At 70.5% G+C, this 20,546-nt stretch carries 21 protein-coding genes; 12 read left to right on the top strand and 9 right to left on the bottom strand.

What is annotated here, in order from left to right:
- Positions 1–37: 37 nt before the first annotated feature.
- Genes ACFW9O_RS32940 through ACFW9O_RS32925 form a run of 4 tightly spaced genes read right to left on the bottom strand, consistent with a single transcriptional unit; the run spans position 38 to position 4,140 of the window.
- Positions 38–1,510, bottom strand: coding sequence for a sialate:H+ symport family MFS transporter (locus ACFW9O_RS32940; protein WP_384614458.1), 1,473 nt, complete (start codon positions 1,508–1,510; stop codon positions 38–40).
- Positions 1,511–1,562: 52 nt separating this feature from the next.
- Positions 1,563–2,243 carry an N-acetylmannosamine-6-phosphate 2-epimerase gene (locus ACFW9O_RS32935; RefSeq protein ID WP_384614456.1) on the bottom strand — a complete coding sequence of 227 codons (681 nt, stop codon included), beginning with the start codon at positions 2,241–2,243 and terminating at the stop codon, positions 1,563–1,565.
- Complete coding sequence (locus tag ACFW9O_RS32930) at positions 2,240–3,184, bottom strand: ROK family protein (protein WP_384614454.1); 945 nt, start codon at positions 3,182–3,184, stop codon at positions 2,240–2,242. The genes ACFW9O_RS32935 and ACFW9O_RS32930 overlap by 4 nt, the downstream gene beginning before the upstream one ends.
- The gene (locus ACFW9O_RS32925; protein WP_384614452.1) at positions 3,181–4,140 is read right to left on the bottom strand and encodes a dihydrodipicolinate synthase family protein; all 960 of its coding nucleotides are present in this window, start codon (positions 4,138–4,140) and stop codon (positions 3,181–3,183) included. Before ACFW9O_RS32925 ends, ACFW9O_RS32930 begins: the two co-directional genes overlap by 4 nt.
- Before the next feature lie 152 nt (positions 4,141–4,292).
- On the opposite strand from ACFW9O_RS32925, the gene ACFW9O_RS32920 reads away from it, so the two are divergent.
- Positions 4,293–4,982, top strand: a complete 690-nt coding sequence (locus tag ACFW9O_RS32920; protein WP_384614450.1) for a FadR/GntR family transcriptional regulator — start codon at positions 4,293–4,295, stop codon at positions 4,980–4,982.
- Positions 4,983–5,002: 20 nt separating this feature from the next.
- Here the strand turns inward: ACFW9O_RS32920 and ACFW9O_RS32915 are convergent, their stop codons facing one another.
- The 4 genes from ACFW9O_RS32915 to ACFW9O_RS32900 form a co-directional block, all read right to left on the bottom strand.
- Complete coding sequence (locus ACFW9O_RS32915; RefSeq protein WP_384614448.1) at positions 5,003–6,193, bottom strand: FAD-dependent monooxygenase; 1,191 nt, start codon at positions 6,191–6,193, stop codon at positions 5,003–5,005.
- A 95-nt stretch (positions 6,194–6,288) separates the two neighbouring features.
- Positions 6,289–7,725 carry an exo-alpha-sialidase gene (locus ACFW9O_RS32910; RefSeq protein ID WP_384614446.1) on the bottom strand — a complete coding sequence of 479 codons (1,437 nt, stop codon included), beginning with the start codon at positions 7,723–7,725 and terminating at the stop codon, positions 6,289–6,291.
- 60 nt (positions 7,726–7,785) lie between these two features.
- Positions 7,786–8,793: an acetylxylan esterase gene (locus tag ACFW9O_RS32905; protein ID WP_384614444.1), complete on the bottom strand. Its 1,008-nt coding sequence runs from the start codon at positions 8,791–8,793 to the stop codon at positions 7,786–7,788.
- A gap of 169 nt (positions 8,794–8,962) precedes the next feature.
- Positions 8,963–9,694 (bottom strand): FadR/GntR family transcriptional regulator, encoded by a 732-nt coding sequence (locus tag ACFW9O_RS32900; RefSeq protein WP_384614442.1) that lies wholly within the window; start codon positions 9,692–9,694, stop codon positions 8,963–8,965.
- Between the two features lie 169 nt (positions 9,695–9,863).
- Here ACFW9O_RS32900 and ACFW9O_RS32895 point away from each other — a divergent pair, with 169 nt between their 5' ends.
- The 5 genes from ACFW9O_RS32895 to ACFW9O_RS32875 all read left to right on the top strand — a co-directional run bounded on the left by ACFW9O_RS32895 (position 9,864) and on the right by ACFW9O_RS32875 (position 16,364).
- The gene (locus ACFW9O_RS32895; RefSeq protein ID WP_384614440.1) at positions 9,864–11,453 is read left to right on the top strand and encodes an ABC transporter substrate-binding protein; all 1,590 of its coding nucleotides are present in this window, start codon (positions 9,864–9,866) and stop codon (positions 11,451–11,453) included.
- A 70-nt stretch (positions 11,454–11,523) separates the two neighbouring features.
- Positions 11,524–12,474, top strand: a complete 951-nt coding sequence (locus tag ACFW9O_RS32890) for an ABC transporter permease (RefSeq protein WP_384614438.1) — start codon at positions 11,524–11,526, stop codon at positions 12,472–12,474.
- Position 12,475: 1 nt separating this feature from the next.
- Positions 12,476–14,446 carry a dipeptide/oligopeptide/nickel ABC transporter permease/ATP-binding protein gene (locus ACFW9O_RS32885; RefSeq protein ID WP_384614437.1) on the top strand — a complete coding sequence of 657 codons (1,971 nt, stop codon included), beginning with the start codon at positions 12,476–12,478 and terminating at the stop codon, positions 14,444–14,446.
- Positions 14,443–15,450: an oligopeptide/dipeptide ABC transporter ATP-binding protein gene (locus ACFW9O_RS32880; RefSeq protein ID WP_384614436.1), complete on the top strand. Its 1,008-nt coding sequence runs from the start codon at positions 14,443–14,445 to the stop codon at positions 15,448–15,450. The genes ACFW9O_RS32885 and ACFW9O_RS32880 overlap by 4 nt, the downstream gene beginning before the upstream one ends.
- The gene (locus ACFW9O_RS32875) at positions 15,447–16,364 is read left to right on the top strand and encodes a dihydrodipicolinate synthase family protein (RefSeq protein WP_384614434.1); all 918 of its coding nucleotides are present in this window, start codon (positions 15,447–15,449) and stop codon (positions 16,362–16,364) included. The genes ACFW9O_RS32880 and ACFW9O_RS32875 overlap by 4 nt, the downstream gene beginning before the upstream one ends.
- A gap of 10 nt (positions 16,365–16,374) precedes the next feature.
- Here the strand turns inward: ACFW9O_RS32875 and ACFW9O_RS32870 are convergent, their stop codons facing one another.
- On the bottom strand, positions 16,375–17,139 hold the full coding sequence (locus ACFW9O_RS32870; RefSeq protein WP_384614432.1) for a chaplin family protein: 765 nt from the start codon (positions 17,137–17,139) through the stop codon (positions 16,375–16,377).
- 345 nt (positions 17,140–17,484) lie between these two features.
- Here ACFW9O_RS32870 and ACFW9O_RS32865 point away from each other — a divergent pair, with 345 nt between their 5' ends.
- From ACFW9O_RS32865 to ACFW9O_RS32840, 6 genes are all read left to right on the top strand, one after another.
- Complete coding sequence (locus tag ACFW9O_RS32865; RefSeq protein ID WP_351182094.1) at positions 17,485–17,886, top strand: rodlin; 402 nt, start codon at positions 17,485–17,487, stop codon at positions 17,884–17,886.
- Positions 17,887–18,108: 222 nt separating this feature from the next.
- Positions 18,109–18,342 (top strand): chaplin, encoded by a 234-nt coding sequence (locus ACFW9O_RS32860; protein ID WP_384614431.1) that lies wholly within the window; start codon positions 18,109–18,111, stop codon positions 18,340–18,342.
- A 174-nt stretch (positions 18,343–18,516) separates the two neighbouring features.
- Positions 18,517–18,819, top strand: a complete 303-nt coding sequence (locus ACFW9O_RS32855; protein WP_384614429.1) for a hypothetical protein — start codon at positions 18,517–18,519, stop codon at positions 18,817–18,819.
- Positions 18,820–19,005: 186 nt separating this feature from the next.
- On the top strand, positions 19,006–19,416 hold the full coding sequence (locus tag ACFW9O_RS32850) for a rodlin (RefSeq protein ID WP_351182085.1): 411 nt from the start codon (positions 19,006–19,008) through the stop codon (positions 19,414–19,416).
- 256 nt (positions 19,417–19,672) lie between these two features.
- The gene (locus ACFW9O_RS32845) at positions 19,673–19,897 is read left to right on the top strand and encodes a hypothetical protein (RefSeq protein WP_384614427.1); all 225 of its coding nucleotides are present in this window, start codon (positions 19,673–19,675) and stop codon (positions 19,895–19,897) included.
- Positions 19,898–20,014: 117 nt separating this feature from the next.
- Complete coding sequence (locus ACFW9O_RS32840; protein WP_351182079.1) at positions 20,015–20,422, top strand: rodlin; 408 nt, start codon at positions 20,015–20,017, stop codon at positions 20,420–20,422.
- Positions 20,423–20,546 lie beyond the last annotated feature (124 nt).

The following is a 20,546-nucleotide window of genomic DNA, read 5'->3' as shown; positions in this document are numbered from 1 at the left end:
GAGACACGTCGGGGCAGGGCGAATGCCCGACGTGGTACTAGCCGACCTCGGCCTTCCGCCTCGTCGTCGCCGCCTCGGCCGGCGCGGCCAGATGATCCCTCTCGGCACCGGGGTCCGTCAGCCGGTTGAGCCGTGCCGGTACGTCGAAGCCGACCAGCAGCACCACGATCACCGTGCCCGCGAACGTCAGCACCGCCAGCGCCTGCCCCAGGTCCATCCCGGACGCGAGGTGTGCCCCGAGGACGGGTGCGACGGCGCCGCCGAGCGCTCCCACGTTGTACGTGAAGCCGAGTGCGGCGCCGCGGCTCGCGGTCGGGAAATGGCCGCCGATGTAGCGCGGCAGCAGCCCGGAGATACCGAAGCTGGTCGCCTGCAGCAGGAAGAGTAGACAGCCGAGCAGCAGCAGGTTGTCCTTCACCGCGAAGACCGGGTAGACGAAGGCGAGCGAGGCCAGGAGCGTCAGCGCGTACGCCTTCCTCGCCCCGATCCAGTCGCCGAGGAACCCCGCCGCCCAGCAGCCGATCATGGTCCCGAAGCCCGCGAAGTACAGGACGTCGGTGACCTGGTCGGTGCTGTAGCCCAGTTCGGTCTTCAGATAGGTGGGCAGCAGTGCCTGGATGGGCCACGAGTACAGGAACGCGAAGAACAGCGTCACGATCATCGAGACGTACAGCAGCCAGCTCCGCTTTCCGCCCAGCTGCACCGCGAAGGCGGCGAGAGCCAGACCCGCCACGACCGACAGGACCGGCACGAGGCCGTCGCTGCCCGGTGTGAAGATCAGGAAGAGCGAGAGCGTCGCGGCGACGACGAGGACCGTGTTGACCACGGCCCGTCCCCGGGTCACGAACAGCGGCCGGAACGGGTTGGGCTTCGCCCCCTTGTCCGCGACGGACTCCGTCCACTCCTCGGCTTCCGGAAGGGCGCGCCGCATCCACAGCGCGACCGCGATCGGTACCAGGCCGAGGTAGAACATCCACCGCCAGCCGAGCGACGGCACCACCCAGTTGTAGACCTGCGCGGCGAGGACCGACCCGACCGAGAAGCCGGAGATCAGGAAGCCGCTGGCCCGGCTGCGGACCCGGGGCGGCCAGCTCTCCATGACGTACGTGGCACTGGCGCTGTACTCGCCGGCCATACCCATGCCGATGGCGAGCCGGGCGGCGAACAGACTGTGGAAGTTCCAGGCGAATCCGCAGGCGAACGTGCCCAGGGAGTAGAGCAGGATGCTCAGCACCATCGACAGTTTGCGGCCGTACCGGTCGCCGATCGCGCCGAGTACCGCGCCGCCCAGCCAGCGGGTGATGAAGGCACCCGAGATCAGGCTGGCCGCCTGCACCGTGTTCAGGCCGAACTCATCACTGATCTCCGTCAGGACGAGTGTGATCAGGACGAAGTCGAAGCCGTCGAGGAGATAGCCGATCCAGGCGGCGAAGAACGACTTCCACTGCTTGCGGCTCACCTCGCGGTACCAGGGGAGCAGGGGGGTTGATTTCTGCACGGTGCACTCCATGATGCGGGACGGTGCTCGCCCTTGAGCGGCCGCACCGCGTGGTCGGGGTGGGTCAGCGCCGGGCGAGTCCGGCCACGAAACGGGCGGTCAGGGCGGTGGGGGCGGTGATGGCGGTGCCCACGACGACGCTGTGGGCGCCGCGGGCCAAGGCCTCTGCGGCCTCGTCGGGGGTGTTGATGCGGCCCTCGGCGACGACGGGGACATCGATCGCGGCCGAGAGGGATGTGACCAGATCGAGATCCGGGCCGGTCTGCCGGGGCGTGCCCGGCACATAGCCGGACAGGGTGGTGGAGACGAAGTCGGCGCCCTGCGCCGCCGCCGCGATGCCCTCGGCGAGCGTGGACACATCGGCCATGACCAGCGCACCGGCCGCGTGCACGGCGGTGACCAGCTCGGCGAAGGTGGAACCGTCGGGCCGCGGCCGGTCCGTGGCGTCGGCGGCGACCACGGCGGCACCGGCCTCGGCGATCGCGAGGGCGTGCCGGACCGTCGGCGTGATGTAGACGCCGGTGTCCCCGTCCTTCCAGAGGCCGATGACCGGCAGCGCGACGGCCTCGGTGATCGCCGCGACGACCTCCGGCTCATTGGCGCGGATCGCGGCGCCGCCACCGGCGACGGCCGACCGCGCGAGCCGTACCAGGGTGGCGGTCTCCCGCATCGGGTCGCCCGGAGGAGCCTGGCAGGAGACGATCAGCCGGCCCCGGAGAGCGTCGTTGAGGTCCTGTGCGGTCATCGAAGAGCTCCCGGGTGGTGGAGGGGAAGAGTTGTGGCCAGCGCCGCCGCGCCGAGCACGGCCGCGTCATGGCCGAACAGCGGGGCCTCGGGGGCCAGGCCACGCAGCGGCGGCATCAGCTCGGCGGCGAAGGCGCCTGCCAGCGCGTCCCCGTACAGCGGGCCGATCCGGGGGACTCCGCCCCCGACGACGACCCGGTCGGGTCCGAGCGCGTTGGCGAGCCCGCCCAGGACGCGCCCGGCGGCAACCGCGCCGGTGGTGACGGCGTGTACGGCGTCGTCGTCGCCCAGGGCCGCCCGGGCCGCGACGGTTTCGAGCCGGTCCACCGGGGTGCCGGTGAGCCGTTCGTAGTGGGCGGTGATGCCCGGACCGGAGGCGATGACCTCCAGATGCCCGGTGGCCCCGCAGGTGCAGGGCAGCCCCGCCGCCTCCGCGCTCGGCAGATGGCCGAGGTGGCCGGCGATGCCCCCGGCACCGTGCAGCATCCGGCCGTCGACGGCGAGGGCGCCGCCCACCCCGGTGCCGACCGCCGCGAAGAGCAGCGAACCACGGCCTCCCGGCAGGGCGGCGAGCTCCGGTCCGGCGGTGGCGCGTACGTCGTTGTCGCAGGCCACCGGCAGTCCTGTACGGTCCGCGAGCTCCGCGCCGAGTGCCGTACCCGCCCAGCCCCGGATGGAGTCGGTGGCGCCGGTGACCATGCCGGTACGAGGATCCACGACTCCCGCGGCGGCGATACCGAGCGCCGTGGCGAGCCGCCCGGGGTCGACATGGGCGGCGGCCGCGGCGAGCGCGTCGAGCACCGCCGCCGATCCGTCCCGGGCAGGGGTGGGCCGGGTGTGCCGGGCCAGCACCGTGCCGTCGGCGGCGAAGAGCGCGGCGGCGATCTTCGTGCCGCCGAGGTCGAGTCCGATGACCGTGCTCCCCGGGGCGGCCTGGCTCATCGGACCGGCTGCAGTCCGGCGCCGCGCAGACGCTGCGAGACCAGCGCGACCGACTCGGCGGAGAGCTGGATCTGCGGGAACACGGTGGCGGCGTCGTCGATGATGCCGAGCAGCTGCAGCGCCGCCTTGAAGGCGCCGAGCGCCGACGAGCTGCGGCCCATGTCGGCCTCCGGGCCGACGTCGACCATGGCGAACAGCTCGATCAGCCGCTCCTGCTCCCGGGCTGCGGTCTGCCAGTCACCGGCGCGCGCGGCGTCGTACAGCCGCACGTACCCGGCCGGGTCCACGTTGCCGATGCCCGGCACCACACCGTCGGCCCCGGCCAGCAGTGCCGCGTCCACGGTGAGTTCGGAACCGGTCAGCACGCTGAACCGCGGCACGGGACCCTGCGCCCGGCCGTCCCGGCCGCCCAGCTCGACGATCAGCCTGCGCAGCCCGCCCTCGTCGCCGCTGCTGTCCTTGAGTCCGGCCAGGGTGCCGTCCTCGGCCAGCTCGCGGACCAGGGCGGCGGAGAGCTTGGTGTGCACGGCCACCGGGATGTCGTACGCGAAGAGCGGCAGGTCGACGGTCTCGCGCAGCCGCCGGAAATGCCCGGCGATCTCCTTGGGGTGCGTACGGGTGTAGAAGGGCGCGGTCGCGACGAGGGCGTCCGCGCCCAGGCCGGCGGCGGTCCTGGCGTGCTCGATGACGCGGGCGGTCGTCGTGTCGATGACTCCGGCGAGCACCGGGACCCGGCCGGCGGTCGCGTCGACCACGGTCCGCAGTGCGGTGCCGCGCTGCTCGTCGGTGAGGAAGGCGACCTCGCTGGTCGAACCGAGCGCGAAGAGCCCGTGCACACCGCCCTCGATCAGGTGCTCGACGAGCCGGGCGAGGGAGGCGGTATCGACCTCCCCACGGGAATCGAGCGGGGTGCAGACCGGCGGTACGACGCCGTGCAGCGGTGCGGTCAGGGGCATGGTGAAGGCTCCAGCTTGTCGGTACACGGATCTGTGGCCTGCGCGGCTCAACAGATCGAGACGTGGGACGTAAGATGTCCTATGTCTGCGCTTACCTTAAACAGATGCCCTTGCCGACGGTCAAGAGGCAACGAGACCTCAGGAGGACGGTTGTGGCGCGCCCCACGATGGCCCAGGACATCGAACGCCGGCTCAAGGAGCTGATCCTGGACCGCAGACTCGGCCCCGGAGACCCGCTGCCCACCGAGGGCGAGCTGATGGAACTCTTCGGCGCGGGCCGGGTCTCGGTCCGTGAGGCGCTCAAGTCGCTCCAGGCCGTCAACGTCGTCGAGATCCGGCACGGCTTCGGCACCTTCGTCGGCTCACTGTCCCTGTCGCCGTTCGCCGAAGGGCTCGCGTTCCGGGCGGCGGTACGGCACCGGCAGGGCGAGCCGGGCCTCCTCGAGCTGATGAAGGTGCGCGAGGCACTGGAAGCCGGGCTGGTCGGTGCTGTCACCGCGGGCATCCCCGACGAGGACCTGGCCGTGCTGCGCGCCCTCGTCGCGACGATGGAGACCGAGGCGCGCGACGGCCGGGTGGCGCGCGCCACCGACCGCGCCTTCCACCTCGCGCTCTACGCCTCCCTCGACAACCACCTGCTCAGCGAGGTGCTGGACGCGTTCTGGGCGGCCATGGACCGGGTGCGGGAGGACCTCGACGACGGACACCAGGACCCCGGGACCACCTGCGCCCAGCACCACGAGATCGTCGAGGCGGTCGCCGCGGCCGACGGCGAACGCGCGGTGCGCGCCATGCGCACCCACTTCGACGGCATCCGTACCCGGCTGGACGAAGGGGTGTGACGCGAACTGCGGAGCCCCTGCTACTGGACGCCGCCGTACAGATAGCTCGTACTGCCGGCGAGGGTGGCGCGGCACCAGGTGTCCACCGCGTCCTGGTCCATCGCGGTCCAGTCGGGAGTGCGTTCCACCTGGGCGCCGCCCAGCCTGCGGCCGAGCTCCATCAGCCGCGCGCCCTCCGCGGTGCGCTCCCGCGCGTAGTGCCGCAGCGCCTCGGCGGGTGAGGCGGACCCGCGCAGCGCCTCCTCCAGGCACAGGGCGTCCTGCAGCGCCTTGACCGCGCCGCTTGCCGTGTGCGGCCGGGTGACGCCTGCCGCGTCCCCGGCCAGCAGGAACGGCGGATCCGCCGACCGGGGTGCGTGGAGGTCGGTCACCGGGTGGCAGACCATGGAGGTGTGCTCGCCGCGGGCGACGATGTCCGCCCACTCGGGAGGGAAGTGCTCGTCGGCGATGTCCCGTACGTACGGGGCCAGTTCCTGCGGATCGTGGGGTTCGGGAGCGGGCGGCTTCGCGTAGACGGCGTAGGCGAGCAGACGCTCCTCGGGGCCGGCCCCGCCGCCCCGGGGGATCAGGTAGAAGATGCCGTGTCCACCGGGGTAGCCGATGGTGATCCAGGCACTCCGCAGGAGTTCGAGCTGCCGCTGATGCCCGTCGAGCGCGCTCAGCGGGAGCGCGCCGCGCCACACCATGTACCCGGCGGGCGACGGGCTCAGCCCGGGGGCGAGGGCGTGCCGGGTCAGCGACCGGTGCCCGTCGGCGCCCACCACGATGTCGTACGACTCCTCCGCCCCGGCCGTACGGACGAGTGCCTGCCCCGAGGCGGTCCGTTCGACGGAGGTGACGGGCAGGCCCCGGTGGTAGCGGGCCGAGTCGGCCTTCGCGCGCAACGACCGCCACAGCAGACCCCAGTTGCACGGCGTGACCGGGCTCGGCTGGCGCGCGAACTCGCGGGCCGACCGCCGGCCCGGCTGCCGGGTCAGCCAGACGCGCGTGGCCACCGGTGCCGTGGGCATCGCGGCGTCCAGATAGCCCGCGGCGACGAGCTGTTCGTGCAGGGGAGGGGGGATCACGATGCCCAGACCGCGGTCCTGGAGTTCGCCTGTGCTGCGCTCGTACACGGTGACGTCCGCCCCGGCCCTGGAGCCCGCGATCGCCATGGCGCACCCGGCGATGCTGCCGCCGACCACGCCCATCCGTAAGCCTGTCGCTGCCACGCCGCCGCCTGTCCGTCGTCCCGGGAGGTGTCGTCCCCATGGTCGCAGCCGGCCCGGTGCGGCCGTGGGAACAACACCTGCTTCGGGACAAGGGGTTACGGAGTCACGGTCACCGTCCGGCTGCCGGAGGCCTGCTTGCCGTCGGCCCTGTAGGTCACGGTCAGCTCGGCGTTCCCGGAGGCGCCGGCCGGAATCGTGACCGGAACCTTGATGTTCGCGCCCTCGCCCGGCCGTGTCGCCGGGAAGGCCACCTGCCGGGTCGTCCAGCCGCCGGGCACCGTCAGGTCGAGCGTTCCCGCGCTGCGGGCCACGTCCATCCGGTTGACGACCCGGACGGTGACCTCCGTGGTGGTTCCCGCCTTCAGCGTGGCCGGCGGGGTGATGGTGATGTCCGCGCAGGTGCCGCCGAGCCACTGCAGGTCGAACGAGGAGTAGGTGATGTTCTTGTAGTTGTCGCGCTCGTGGAGCAGGCCGAGGCGGCCGTCCGGCAGCCGCGTGAGCGTCGAGTACGCGGCACTGCCCGGGTCGACGACCTTCCGGATCGGCCAGGACTTCCCGTTGTCGCAGGACATCTTCACCGTGAGGTTGCTCCGCGAGGACGTGCTCTCCGTGTTGCTGAACAGCAGCCACGACGACTTGGGGTCGGACGTCGCGGCATCCGGGGCGTAGCGGATGACCGAGGCGTTGTTCGCCGGGTCCGGCAGTTCGGTGTCCTGGGTGAACGGGGTGTAGTTGACGCCGCCGTCCGTGGAGTACGCGATCGTGCGGTAGGGCGCGGAACGGTTGTTGAGCATGATCCGGCCGTCGTCGAGCTCGACGGTCTTGTTCTCGTCCCCGCCCGGGCCGACCGGGTTGCCCGTCCTCCAGGTCTCGCCGTGGTCGTCGCTGTAGGCACTGACCGCGTAGTTGGCCCCGTCGCTGCGGATGGCGTACTGCTGGATCAGCCGTCCCTTGTACGTCCCCCGGCGCACCTGGATGCCCTCGCCGGACGCGGCGAACATGCCGGCCCACGCCGGATTCTTGATCTGAGCGGTGATGCGGCGGTGGGCCCACGTCACACCGTCGTCGTCCGAGTAGCTGTAGTCGGCCTGGAGGACGTCCGGGTCGCTCTCGTCGTTGCCGGTGCCCGAGCCGAAGAAGCCCTGGTTCACCGAGGCCGCGTAGAAGAGGAAGATCCGGCCCGTGGTCCGGTCGGTCAGCAGGCTCGGGTCGCCGAAGCCCTTGGGTGCGGCCTCCTTACGCACGACCTGCTGAGCCTTCCAGGTCGTACCGCCGTCGGTGCTGCGTCGCAGGACGATACCGAGGTTGCCCGGCAGGTCCGCGAGGGTGGGGCGTGAGTCGTAGGCCGCGAGGAGTGTGCCCTTGACCGAGGTGGTCAGGGCGGGGATGCGGTAGTACGGGGATCCGGCACCCTGGACCGCCAGGTCCTGGGAGGTCGGTTCACCCGCGGCGGAGGCACCGTGGGCGGTACCGGCCGAGGTGGCCGTGAGCAGGACGGCGGACAGCAGGGCGACGGTGACTCTGCGCTGCATGGGCGATCTCTCTTCTCGCGGAGGGGGGATGGGCGGAGCGCGCGGCGTGGGGCCGGCGCGTCAGCGGACGGGCAGTGGGCTCCCGGACGGAAGGCCGGCGAACAGGGAGCGCACCCAGGTCAGTTGCTCCGCCCTGTGGTACTCCGCCCCGCCCTCGTGCCCGTTGAACTCGTAGACACGGATGTCCTTCGGCCCCGCGTAGCGGTTGTAGGCCGTGAAGCAGGTGGAGGGCGGGCAGATCTCGTCCATCATCGCGACAGAGAACAGGGCAGGAGCGGTGGCCCGGGTGGCGTGCAGGGCCGCGTCGAAGTACGAAAGGGTCCGGAACACCATGTCTGTACGGTCGCGGTGGAGCCGCAGGTAGGAGGCGATCTCGGTGTAGGGCGGCAGCCCACCGGTCCTCTCCGCCCGCGGCACGTTGCACAGGAACGGCACATCGGGCATGACCCCTGCCAGCCCCGGCACCAGCCCGGACACCGCGAGGGCGATGCCGCCGCCCTGACTGATCCCGGTGACGACGACGCGGTCCGGATCGACCTCCGGATGCCCACGCATCACCTCGACGCAGCGGACCGCGTCGGCGAACACCCGTCTGTAGTAGTACGTCTCCGGGCTCTCGACACCACGCGTCACGAAGCCCGGCACGGTCCCGGCGGCGCCGGGATCCGGGTCCGCCGTGTCACCGGACGCTTCGGACCAGCCCTGGCCCCGGGTGTCCATGACGAGGTGGGCATATCCGGCGCAGGCCCAGAACAGCTGTTCGTGCGGCAGGCCGCGGCCACGTCCGTAACCGAGGAACTCGACGACGCAGCCGAGCGGTTCGGTGGCCCCCGCGGGCATCCGCAGCCAGCCGCGCACCGGCCGGCCGCCGTGGCCGGGAACGGTCACGTCGTAGGTGAGCACCTGGGAGAGACCGGTTCCCACGAGGGTGAACGCGGGCTTGTCCCTGCCGCCGTCGCGAGGCTCCGCGTCCAGGGTCCCGGACCAGAACGCGTCGAAGTCGTCGGGCTCCGGAAGGTCCGGCCGGTAGGTGCGGCAGTCCGCGAGCGGGAGATCGGCCGACGGCATGGCTGTGCCCTCCTGGGGTACGGGATGCGACAGGACAGAAGACGTCAGATGTCCTGCTGGCAACCGGACCCTAGGGATCACTGCGGCGGGTCGTCAAGGGGGGCAGCCGGGGCGGACCCCCGTGGGTACGGGAGGCCGCGCCGGCCGTGCGGGGTGGCGGGAGGGGCGGTCAGGCCGTGGTGTCGTTGCGCGCCCGCGCTTCGGAGATCCGCCTTCTGACCGGCTCGTAGTGCTCTCCCAGTGCCTTCAGGAACGCGGTGGTGTCACCGGCCCGCGCGGCGTCCGTGATGTTCTGGTGAGCGGCGATCGTCGCCGTCTCGTCGGCGTGGGTGAATCCGTCGAGATGCGGTGCCACGATCGTGTACACGTCCCAGAAGGCCATCGACAGCTGGCCGATGAGGTCGTTCCCGAGCGGGGCGACGAGCAGGGCGTGGAAGGCCCGGTCGGCCTCCACGAAGCCGTTCCCCTCGCGGGCGCCGGTTGCGCGCATCGTGGCCACCAGGCCGTCCAGCCGGTCCAGCTGCTCCGTGCTGAGCGAGGAGATGATCCGGTCGGCCATGCCCCGCTCGAAGAGTTCGCGTACGTCGACGAGGTCGGCCATCACCTGGAAGTCGTCGTCGGGGGAGAGGAGGCCGCGGAAGGTGAGGCTCTCCACCAGGGCGGACAGGCTCAGCCGGCCGACGTACGTCCCGTGCCCGTGGCGCACCTCGACGATGTCCAGCGCGGCGAGGATCTTGACCGCCTCGCGGACGCTGGAGCGGCTGGCGCCGAGTGCTTCGCACAGGGCGGGCTCCGTGGGCAGCGGGTCCCCGGGGCGCAGCCGCTCCTCGAGGATGTAGCGCTTGATGCCGTCGACCACTTCCTGCCGGAGCAGCGTCCGGCCGGACCGGGTGCCGGACATATGTGAACTCCCCACCTCTTGACCCCTCTCGATTGTCAAGCTACGTTCCCACGCTATCAAGGCATCAGACATCTGACGTCTGACGCTTGGTCGTTCCGGGGTCACTCGCGATGACCGCACAGCCCCCCGTTTCCGCTCATCCGCTCCCTCAACGTCCCTTGGAGGACCCGTGCCCGAGCTGAGGCCAGCCGGCGTCGAGCGCCGCACCTTCCTGCGTTACACCAGTGCCATCGGCGCGGCCGCCGCCCTCACGGCGGGCCTCTCCGCCTGCGGCGGACCGTCCTCGACCGCGGACGGCGCGGCGGGCAGGGGCGACGGCACCATCGAGGCCGGCCTGTCGTACGCGCTGTCGACCGGATTCGACCCGATGATCACCTCGGGTGCGACTCCCTTCGCCGCCAACACACACATCTTCGAGGGCCTCGTGGACCTGGACCCGGCCACCCTCGTGGCCCGGCCCGCTCTCGCCACCGAGATGCCGAAGAAGATCAACGCCACCACCTACCGGGCCACGCTCCGCGAGGGTGCGACCTTCCACGACGGATCGCCGGTCACCGCCGACGACGTCGTGTTCAGCTTCGAGCGCATCCTGGACGAGAAGAACGCCTCGCTCATGGCGCAGTTCGTGCCCTTCGTCGACACCGTCACCGCGGTCGACGCGAAGACCGTCGAGTTCAAGCTGAAGTACGCCTTCGCCCTCTTCCCTTCCCGTATCGCCGTCGCCCGGATCGTGCCGAAGAAGATCGTCGAGGCGGACGTCAAGGGATTCGACGCCAAGCCGGTCGGCTCGGGGCCGTACAGGCTCATCGAGGCGACCCGCGAGGACAAGATCGTCTTCGAGAAGTACGACACGTACAACGGACCCCACCCGGCCAAGGCCAAGAAGATGATCTGGCGCCTGATCTCGGACCCGTCGGCCCGCGTCAGCGCCATGGAGTCGGGCCGCGTCCAGGCGATCGAGGACGTCCCGTACATCGATGTGAAGCGGCTCGCCGGCTCGGTGAGGACCGAGTCCGTGCAGTCCTTCGGCCTGCTGTTCCTGATGTTCAACACGGCGGACAAGCGGTTCGCCGACAAGCGGGTCCGGCAGGCGCTGCACTACGCGCTGGACACCGAGAAGATCATCTCCACCGCCATGGTCGGCAACGCGGCAGCCGCCACCGGCTACGTCCCCGAGACCCACCCCGACTACCGCAGGGCCGCCACCGTCTACACGCACGACGTGGCGAAGGCGAAGAAGCTGCTCGCCGAAGCGGGTGTCGAGAACCTCTCCTTCACCGTCCTGACCACCGACACCGGATGGGTCAAGGACATCGCCCCACTGCTCAAGGAGAGCTGGGCGGCCGCCGGAGTCGAGGTCACCCTCGACATCGCCCAGTCCCCGGCCCAGTACGCCAAGATCGACGGCGGTGACTTCGAGGTTCTCGTGGCGCCCGGGGACCCGTCCGTCTTCGGCAACGACGCCGACCTGCTGATGCGCTGGTTCTACTACGGCTTCTGGCCGGAGAAGCGCTACGGCTGGTCCTCCTCCCCGGCGTACAAGCAGGTCAGGCAGACCCTCGACAAGGCGGCGCAGACCCCCGACGAGGCAACCCGCAGGAAGCTGTGGGGCGAGGTCACCGACCTGGTCGCCGACGAGGCCGCGCTCTACCCGGTCCTGCACCGCAAGCTGCCCACCGCGTGGAACGAGAAGGCCCTGCCCGGCTTCCAGCCGCTGCCCACCACGGGCCTGTCCTTCGTGGACGTCAGCCGCGCCTGACCGACCCCGGTCCGGGCCGCACCGACAGCTGTCCGGACCTGCCGTCCGCCCAATCGCAAGGAACCCGACGATGGTTGCTTTCCTCCGGCTCGCGCTCCGCCGCGTCGCGATGATGCCGGTGATGATCCTCGGCATCGCGCTGCTGGTCTTCGTGGTGCTGCAGTTCTCGCCGGCCGACCCGGCCTTCAACGCGCTCGGGGAGAGCGCCACTCCCGAGGCCCGTGCGGCCTTCGCCGAGGCCAACGGTCTCAACGACCCCCTGCCCGTCCGCTACTTCGACTTCCTCGGCCAACTGCTGCACTTCGACCTCGGGATGACCGTCCCGCCGAGCCTGCCCGTCATCGACCGGATCACCGCCGCCTTCCCGCTCACCCTCCAGCTGACGTTCCTCGGACTGGTCCTCGCGGTCGTCCTCGCCGTCGTCGCGGGTGTCCTCGGCGCGATGTACCGCGACCGCTGGCCCGACCAGCTGTTCCGGGTGTTCTCCATGGCCGGGGTCGCCATCCCGTCCTTCTGGCTCGGTGTGCTGCTCATCCAGCAGTTCGCACTGAACACCCGGATCTTCCCGACCGGCGGATACACCAATCCCGCCGACTCGTTCAGCGGCTGGCTCACCACCATGGCCCTGCCCGCGTTCTCGCTCGCCGTGCCTGTCGCGGCGTCGCTCGCCCGTCTCGTACGGACCTCGATGGTCGCCGAACTCGACCGCGACTACGTCCGCACCGCGCGCGGCAACGGCCTGCCGGTCCTCCTCGTGGTCCGCTCGGTGCTCCGCAACGCCCTCGTCACCCCGCTCACCGTGCTCGGCGTCAAGGTCGGCTACCTGCTCAGCGGCGCCGTCGTCATCGAAGCGATCTTCGACCTGCCCGGCATGGGCAAACTCATCCTCGAAGGTGTCACCGGCGGCGATGTCGCGCTGGTCCAGGGCACCGTACTGACCATCGCCATCGCCTTCCTGGTGGTCAACGTCATCGTCGACCTGCTCTACCTGCTGGTCAACCCGCGCATCAGGACGGTGTGACATGTTCGCCACGGGCCGTCTGGCCAAGAAACTCTCCCGGCCGGGCATCGCGTTCCGCGCCCTCCCGGCCACCTCCCGCGTCGCACTCTGCGTCCTGGTCGTCGTCGTACTCGGCGCGGTCCTCGCGCCGCTGCTCACCCAGGACCCGCTGACCACCGGCACTCCCGTGCAGGCGCCCGGCGCCGCACACTGGTTCGGCACCGACCGGGCGGGCCGTGATGTCTTCGCCCGCGTCGTGCACGGCTCGCGCTACTCGCTGATCATCGGCCTCGGCGCAACCGCGGTCGCCCTGGTCGTGGGCGCCGTCCTCGGCTCGCTCGCCGCCACCTCGCGCAAACTCGGCGACGAGTCGGTGATGCGGACCCTCGACATCGTGATGTCGTTCCCGCCGATCGCCCTCGCCGCCGTACTCGTCGCCGTCTTCGGCACCAGCATCCCGGTGATCATCTTCACCATCGCCTTCGTCTACACACCGTCACTCGCCCGCGTCGTACGCGCCAACGTCCTCGAGCAGTACGGAGAGGACTACGTCGCCGCCGAGAAGGTCATCGGCGCCCGGCGCGGCTACATCGTGCTCCGCCATGTCGCCGTCAACTGCATGGCCCCGGTCATGGTGTTCGCCACCGTCATGGTCGCCGAGGCGATCATCTTCGAGGCCAGCCTCTCCTTCATCGGCGCCGGAGTGCAGGACCCCGACCCCAGCTGGGGCAGCGTCCTGGCCTACGGCCGGCAGATCCTCCTCGCGGGCGGCTGGTGGGCGACCTTCTTCCCGGGCCTCGCACTCCTGATCACCGTCCTCGCGCTCAACATCCTCTCCGAGGGCCTCACCGACGCCTCCGCCGCACCGAGGAGCGGCCGCGCAGGCACCGAGCCCTCCGCCACCACCGCACCGGACCCGGTCGAGGCCGCCTCCGTCGTCGACATCGACGCGGCGCTCGCCAAGTTCGCCCGGCACATCAACACCACCGGTCCGGCCGTGACCCCGACAGGGGACGACGCCGCCGAACTCCTCGTCGTACGCGACCTGGCGATCCGCTTCCCCGACCGCTACGGCGACATCCCCGTCGTCGACTCACTCGACTTCACCGTCCACGAGGGCGAAACGCTCGGCCTCGTCGGCGAGTCCGGCTGCGGCAAGTCCATCACCAGCCTCGCCGTCATGGGCCTGCTCGCCCGCAACGCCGAGGTCAGCGGCGAAATCCTCTACCGGGGCCGGGATCTCCTCAAGCTCTCCCCGAAGGAACGCCGCGCCCTCATGGGCCCCGAGATCGCGATGGTCTACCAGGACGCGCTCTCCTCGCTCAACCCCTCCGTCCTCGTGGGGACCCAGCTCAAGCAGCTGACCTCACGCGGCGGTACGAAGACACCGGCCGAACTCCTCGAACTCGTCGGCCTCTCGCCCGAACGCACGCTGCGCAGCTACCCGCACGAACTCTCCGGCGGCCAGCGCCAGCGGGTCCTGATCGCCATGGCCCTCTCCCGAAGCCCCCGGCTGCTGATCGCGGACGAACCGACCACCGCCCTCGACGTCACCGTCCAGGCACAGGTCGTCGAGCTCCTCATCAGGCTGCGCGACGAACTCGGCTTCGCCATGGTCCTGGTCAGCCACGACCTCGCCCTTGTCGGCGACCTCTCGCACCGCGTCGCCGTGATGTACGCGGGCCGTCTCGCCGAGGTCGGCGCCACCCGCTCCGTACTCACCGACCCCGCCCACCACTACAGCCGCGGCCTTCTCGGCTCCGTCGTCTCCCTGGAGGCGGGCGCCGACCGGCTGCACCAGATCCGCGGAGTCGTCCCGGCGCCCCAGGGCTTCGGAACGGGCTGCCGCTTCGCCTCGCGTTGCGCCGCCGCGACCGGTCTGTGCCGCGGCACGACTCCGGAACTGACGGCGCGCGGCACCGAGAAGGACCACGGCTTCGCCTGCCACCACCCGGCCGAGGCCGTGGCACAGCTCGAAAGGAGCGCCCTGTGATCAGGCTCGACGGCGTCCATGTACGCCACAAGGCACGCAGCGGAGGCGTCTTCCGGCGCGACGCGGTGCACGCGCTCACCGACGCCACGCTGGAGGTCGAGCGCGGCGAGATCGTCGGTCTGGTCGGGGAGTCCGGCTGCGGCAAGTCCACGCTCGCGAGGGTCCTCACGGGCCTGCAGAAGCCCACCGAGGGCGAGGTCAGTTTCCACGGCCGCGACCTCTGGGAGATGCCGGCGGCCCGGCGCCGTGACGACTTCGGCTCCGCGGTCGGTGTCGTCTTCCAGGATCCGTCGACCGCGCTCAACCCGCGGCTCACCGTCCGCCGGATCCTGCGCGACCCGCTGGACGTGCACCGGCGCGGCACCCGTGAGCAGCGTGAGGCGCGCGTGGAGGAGCTCCTCGATCTGGTCGGCCTGCCCGGCCACACCCTCGAGGCCCTGCCCGGACAGCTCTCCGGCGGCCAGCGCCAGCGCGTCGCCATCGCCCGCGCCCTGGCACTGGAGCCGGAGCTGATCGTCGCCGACGAACCGACGTCGGCCCTCGACGTCTCCGTACGCGCCCAGGTCCTCAACCTCCTGGTCGATCTCCGTGAACGCCTCGGCCTCGGCATGGTGTTCATCTCCCACGACATCCAGACCGTGCGCTACCTCGCCGACCGCATCGCCGTCCTCTACCTCGGCCGCATCGTCGAGGAGGGCCGGGCGGCCGATGTGGCGGGGGCGCCCAGGCACCCGTACACCGAGGCGCTCCTGTCCGCCACGCCCAGCCTGCTGGAGACCACGGAGCGCATCGTGCTCACCGGACCGGTGCCCTCGGCGACCAACCCGCCGTCCGGCTGTCCGTTCCGTACCCGCTGCTGGAAGGCGGACGACGTCTGCGCCACGGTCTTCCCCGTGGAGACCTTCGGCCCCGGCGAACACCGCTGGCACTGCGTCCACCCGCAGAACCCCGCGTCCCCCGCCGGGGACGCAACCCCCGTACCGTCCGCAGGGAGCACCGTATGACCGCCCGCACCGCCCCGTACTCCGGTGTGATCCCGCCCGTCGTCACCCCGCTCACCGTGGACGGGGAGATCGACAGGACGTCCCTGGAGAGGGTTGTCGGCCATCTCCTCGAAGGGGGCGTCAGCGGTCTCTTCGCCCTCGGCAGCTCCGGCGAGACCGCCTATCTGACCCCCGGACAGCAGGACGAGGTCATCAAGGTGATCACGGCAGCTTCGGCCGGCCAGGTCCCGGTCCTCGTCGGGGCCATCGAGACCACCACCAACCGGGCCGTCGAGCGGGCCCGCGCCGCCGCCGGTCTCGGCGCCGACGCGGTGGTCGTCACCGCGCCCTTCTACACGCGCACCCATGTCACCGAGATCGACCGCCACTTCCGCGACATCGCCGCCGCCGTCGATCTGCCGCTCCTCGCGTACGACGTCCCTGTCTGCGTCCACAGCAAGCTGGACCCGGAACTGCTCCTGCCGCTCGCCGCGGACGGTGTGCTGGCCGGGGTGAAGGACTCCAGCGGGGACGACGGATCGTTCCGCCGACTGGCCATCGGGGCGCGCGAACTGCCGGGCTTCGCGGTCCTGACGGGCCACGAACTCGTGGTCGACGCGATGATGCTGAGCGGCGCCGACGGCTCGGTTCCGGGCCTCGGCAACGTGGATCCGCACGGCTATGTGCGGTTGCACGAGGCGGCGGTACGGGGTGACTGGGCCGTCGCCGGAGCAGAACAGGACCGCCTCGTGGCCCTGTTCGACATCGTCGGAGCGGCAGCTGGGGGCACGGCGTCGGCCACGGCCGCGGGCCTGGGCGCGTTCAAGACCGCTCTGATGCTGCGCGGCGTCATCGCGACGAACGTGATGAGTCCGCCGATGCGCCACCTGGACGCTGCGGAGACGGCCGGGATCGCGGCCCTTGTGCGTGCGTGACGGCCGGGAACTAGCGCTGCGAGCTGCGGGTGCGCCGCAGCAGCACCGCGCCGCCCAGGAGCAGCGCGGCACTCGCACCGGCGGCCAGGCCGATGTCACCCGCGCCGGTCTCGGCCAGCTGCGTGTCAGGGGTGTTCGGGCCGGGGTTACCGGCCGGCGGCTGGTCGACCGGGGGCTTGCCCACCGGCGGCTCGGAGGTCGGGGGCTCGTCGACCGGCGGCTTGTCGACCGGCGGCTCGGAGGTCGGGGGCTCGTCGACCGGCGGCTCGTCCACCGGCGGGTGCTCGTGGTCGGGACCGCTCACGTTGGCGCAGGAGTTGCCGCCCGTGGGGTTGAGCGCACCCACGATGTCGACGGTGTTGCCGCAGGCGTTCACCGGGATGTCGAGGGGCACCTGGGCCAGGTTGCCCGACACCACGCCGGGCGAGCCGGTGGCCACACCCTCCGCGCTCGCACCGGAGCCGTGACCACCGTGGCCGCCGGAGCCGTGCCCGCCGGACCCGTGTCCACCGGACCCGTGACTGCCGGAGCCGTGTCCGCCGTGGCCCTTGTCGGAGCTGACGTTCGCACACTTGTTGCCGAAGGCGGGGTTCAGCAGGGCGATCACATTGACGGTGTTGCCGCAGAGGTTGACCGGCACGTGCACCGGGACCTGCACGGCATTGCCCGAGCCCACGCCAGGCGAATTGGCGGCAACGCCGTCAGCCGACGCATCGGCGTGCGCATAACCGCCGGCGGCGGACAGGATGCCCGACGCCGCCGCCATGACGATCATGCTTTTATTCAAAACCTGTCGCATTACTTGCCCTTCTTCGGGATATTCACGTGGGCAGTGAGCCCGCAGAATCATCGCGCGGTGCCGCTTGTGTGCCGGGGCGGTGGCCCCGGCGGCAACTCATTCCATCTACGCGGACTACTTCATAACGACAGGGGAGTTGCGTGGGAAACTTGGAGAGTCGTGGAAATTATGTAACCACTCGAATGGGTAACGCACGTGCGTTCACTTGACGAGGGTTCCTGGGTATTTCCGGCATTCGGGTGAACGGGGAGAACCAAACCCCGGGCGGAGAGTTGGGCAGTGCGCTCCGCCACGGGGCAATCGGTACGAGAAGGGTTCATCGTGATCAAGAAGGTTCTGGCTACGGGTGCCGTCGCCGCCTCCATCCTCGGTCTCTCGGCGACCAGCGCCATGGCGATCGGTGACGACACCGGCACGACGTCGATCAACGGCAACGGCACCGAGTCGGAGTTCGGGAACAGCGAGACCAAGGGGCACCAGAGCCCGCAGCTCAGCCTGGTCCAGGGCTCCCTGAACAAGCCCTGCATCGCCCTGCCGGTCAAGGCCAACGTGGGCACCCTGGCTCACCTCGCCAAGATCGCGGTCCAGGACGTCAACGTCCTGTCCAACCCGCAGAACCAGCAGTGCACGGAAAACTCCACCCAGGCCAAGGGTGACGAGCCGCTGTCGCACATCCTGTCGGACATTCCGATTCTGTCCGGCAACGGCAAGGGCAACCACTGACCCGCGCCACAACGACCGGCCCGGGCCGCCGACACTCCTCCGCCGTGCGGTCCGGGCCTGAAGCAATCGGGCGGTTTTCCGAGAAACGTCTTCCATAGCGTTTCGATGCCGCCCGCACATTGTTAGGCATTACAGCCCCGGAGCCACGAGCGCATTCCGAGAATCGCCCGTACGGCGCGAAAGGCGCGTCCGTCCAGAGCTCCGCTGCAGAAAGGTACGAAAATGAAGTACACCAAGGTCGCCGCTGTCGCCGCAGGAACCCTCATGGCGCTGGGTGCCGCTGCCCCGGCCATGGCCGACTCCGACGCCGGTGCGATCGCCGCCCACTCCCCGGGTGTCCTGTCCGGCAACGTCGTGCAGGTTCCGATCAACATCCCGATCAACCTCTGCGGCAACACCCTGAACCTCGTCGGTGCGCTCAACCCGGCGTTCGGCAACGTCTGCATCAACCGCTGAGTATTTTTCCGATCGAGCCGACGGCTCGTCATGAGAAGGCCCTGGAGCCCATGTGGCGCTCCAGGGCCTTTTTGTCGCGTACGGAAAATCCTGCCACTCGCAGTTTCCCCCTGTGCCGCTTGATCGTTGTCCAGGACAAAGGCGGCGGATGCCGCCGGAGAAGGGATTCGAGAAGTGAAGTACGCGAAGACCGTAGCCCTCGTCGCAGGTTCCGTGGCCGCTCTCGGGGCGGCCGCTCCCGCGGTCGCCGCCACGGCACCCACCTCACCCAAGATCAGCCTCACCACCGGTGTGAACGAGCTGACTTCCACCCTGCCGAAGATCCCCGACCAGGTGGTGAACCCCGTGGTGGACGGGGTCGGGCAGACGGCCGGAGCGGTTCACGAGGACGGCACGGTCGGTAAGTCGGCGGAGGCGGTCACGGCTGTCGCCGAGGCCGCGGGTCCGCTGATCGGTGGGCTTCCGCTGGGCGGCTGATGCATGGCGGGACGTCCGGCAGCCCTTTCTCGCCGCACCAATTCACCGGCCGGCTTCCGCGAATTACGCGACGATCCGGCCGAGGAAATCGTTCGAGTGAAATGGCGCAACCGAAACCGCCCGGGCGGAGTTGTTCAGAGCGCTCCGGACAGGCGGGCAACAGAGAAATACCAGAAGGGCACGTTCATGATGAAGAAGATTCTGGCGTCCGCGGCAGTCGCCGCCTCCGTCGCCGGCGTTTCCGCCGCCGCGGCCCCCTCGGCCATGGCGATCGGCAACGACACCGGCACGACGACGGTCAACGGCAACGGTTCCGACCAGTACTACGGCAACAGCAGCACGCACGGTGACATGAGCCCGCAGATCGGCCTCATCCAGGGGTCGTTCAACAAGCCCTGCATCGCGCTGCCGGCGAAGGCCAACCTCGGTTCGCTCCTCGGGTTCGTCCCGATCTCGGTCCAGGACGTGAACGTCCTCTCCTCGCCGCAGAACCAGCAGTGCACCGAGAACTCCACCCAGGCCAAGGGTGACGAGGCGCTGTCGCACATCCTCAACGACATCCCGCTGCTCTCGGGCAACGGCGGGGGCAACAACTGACACCGCGTGACTCCGGCTTCCCTTGCGCCCATCCCGGCCAGGGTGCACCGTTTCCCGCCTCGTCGTAGTCCGTGAAGACGTGTGGGGCCGTTCCGTCCGTGCCGCTGCCGACCGATGGTCGGCCGCCAGGACGAGCGGCCCCACGCGCCTGTCCGGTTCCGCCGGTCCGGACGTCGGGTAGCCCGATAGTGCGGGAATTGGGCCGGTTGCCGCAGTCGCGGCCGACGCCGGGTGTGCGGCCGGGTAAGTGCGCCTCATGGACCCGTACGACAGTCATCACGCGCCCGGCCGCGACCGGTTGCCGGAGAGCTCCACGCCCATCTACGACCGGCTGCTCGCCGAATGGCGGGACGCGGCACGGCGTGAGGCCGGACCGAGCCGGGCGGGCGCGGCGTGCGGCCCGCCGACGACCCGCAGGTCCGTCCCCGGCCGGGATCGCGTCTTCGTCCCCGCCGCCCGCGCGGAGCGAAACGGCAGGTAGCGGCCACGTCGACCCGGAACCGGGTCCAACTCGTTCGAGTGGTGTAGCGGAACTAAACCCTCCGCTTGTGGTTACTCAGTACGTTCCACAACGGGACGCTCCGAAAGGTGAAGCGTAATGAAGAAGATGATGGCCGGCGCTGCTGTGGCTGTGTCCCTGATCGGCCTCTCCGCCGCCGCGGCCCCCTCGGCCATGGCGATCGGCGACGACCACGGCACCACCACGGTCAACGGCAACGGCACCAAGTCCACGTTCGGCAACAGCAGGACCGAGGGTGACCAGAGCCCGCAGCTCAGCCTCGTCCAGGGCTCCCTGAACAAGCCCTGCGTCGCTCTGCCGGTCAAGGCGAACGTGGGCTCGCTGTTCGGTGCGGTCGGCCTCGCGGTCCAGGACATCAACGTCCTGTCCAACCCGCAGAACCAGCAGTGCACCGAGAACTCCACCCAGGCCAAGGGCGACGAGCCGCTGTCGCACATCCTGAGCGACATCCCGGTGCTCTCGGGCAACGGCGCCGGCAACCACTGACACCACCGAGTGCGGGCGGCCCGAGGCGTATCGCCTGCGGTCCGCCCGCACTCGGCTGTGCGGCCGGTGGTCACTCGTCCGCACAGCGCACAGGGCGATGCCCACCACTCCACGGGGGGTGGTG

Origin of the sequence: Streptomyces sp. NPDC059499 (assembly GCF_042749285.1) — a bacterium.
Lineage (GTDB): Bacteria > Actinomycetota > Actinomycetes > Streptomycetales > Streptomycetaceae > Streptomyces.
The sequence above is the reverse complement of the archived record's forward strand: the minus strand, read 5'-3'. Positions and strand labels throughout refer to the sequence as shown.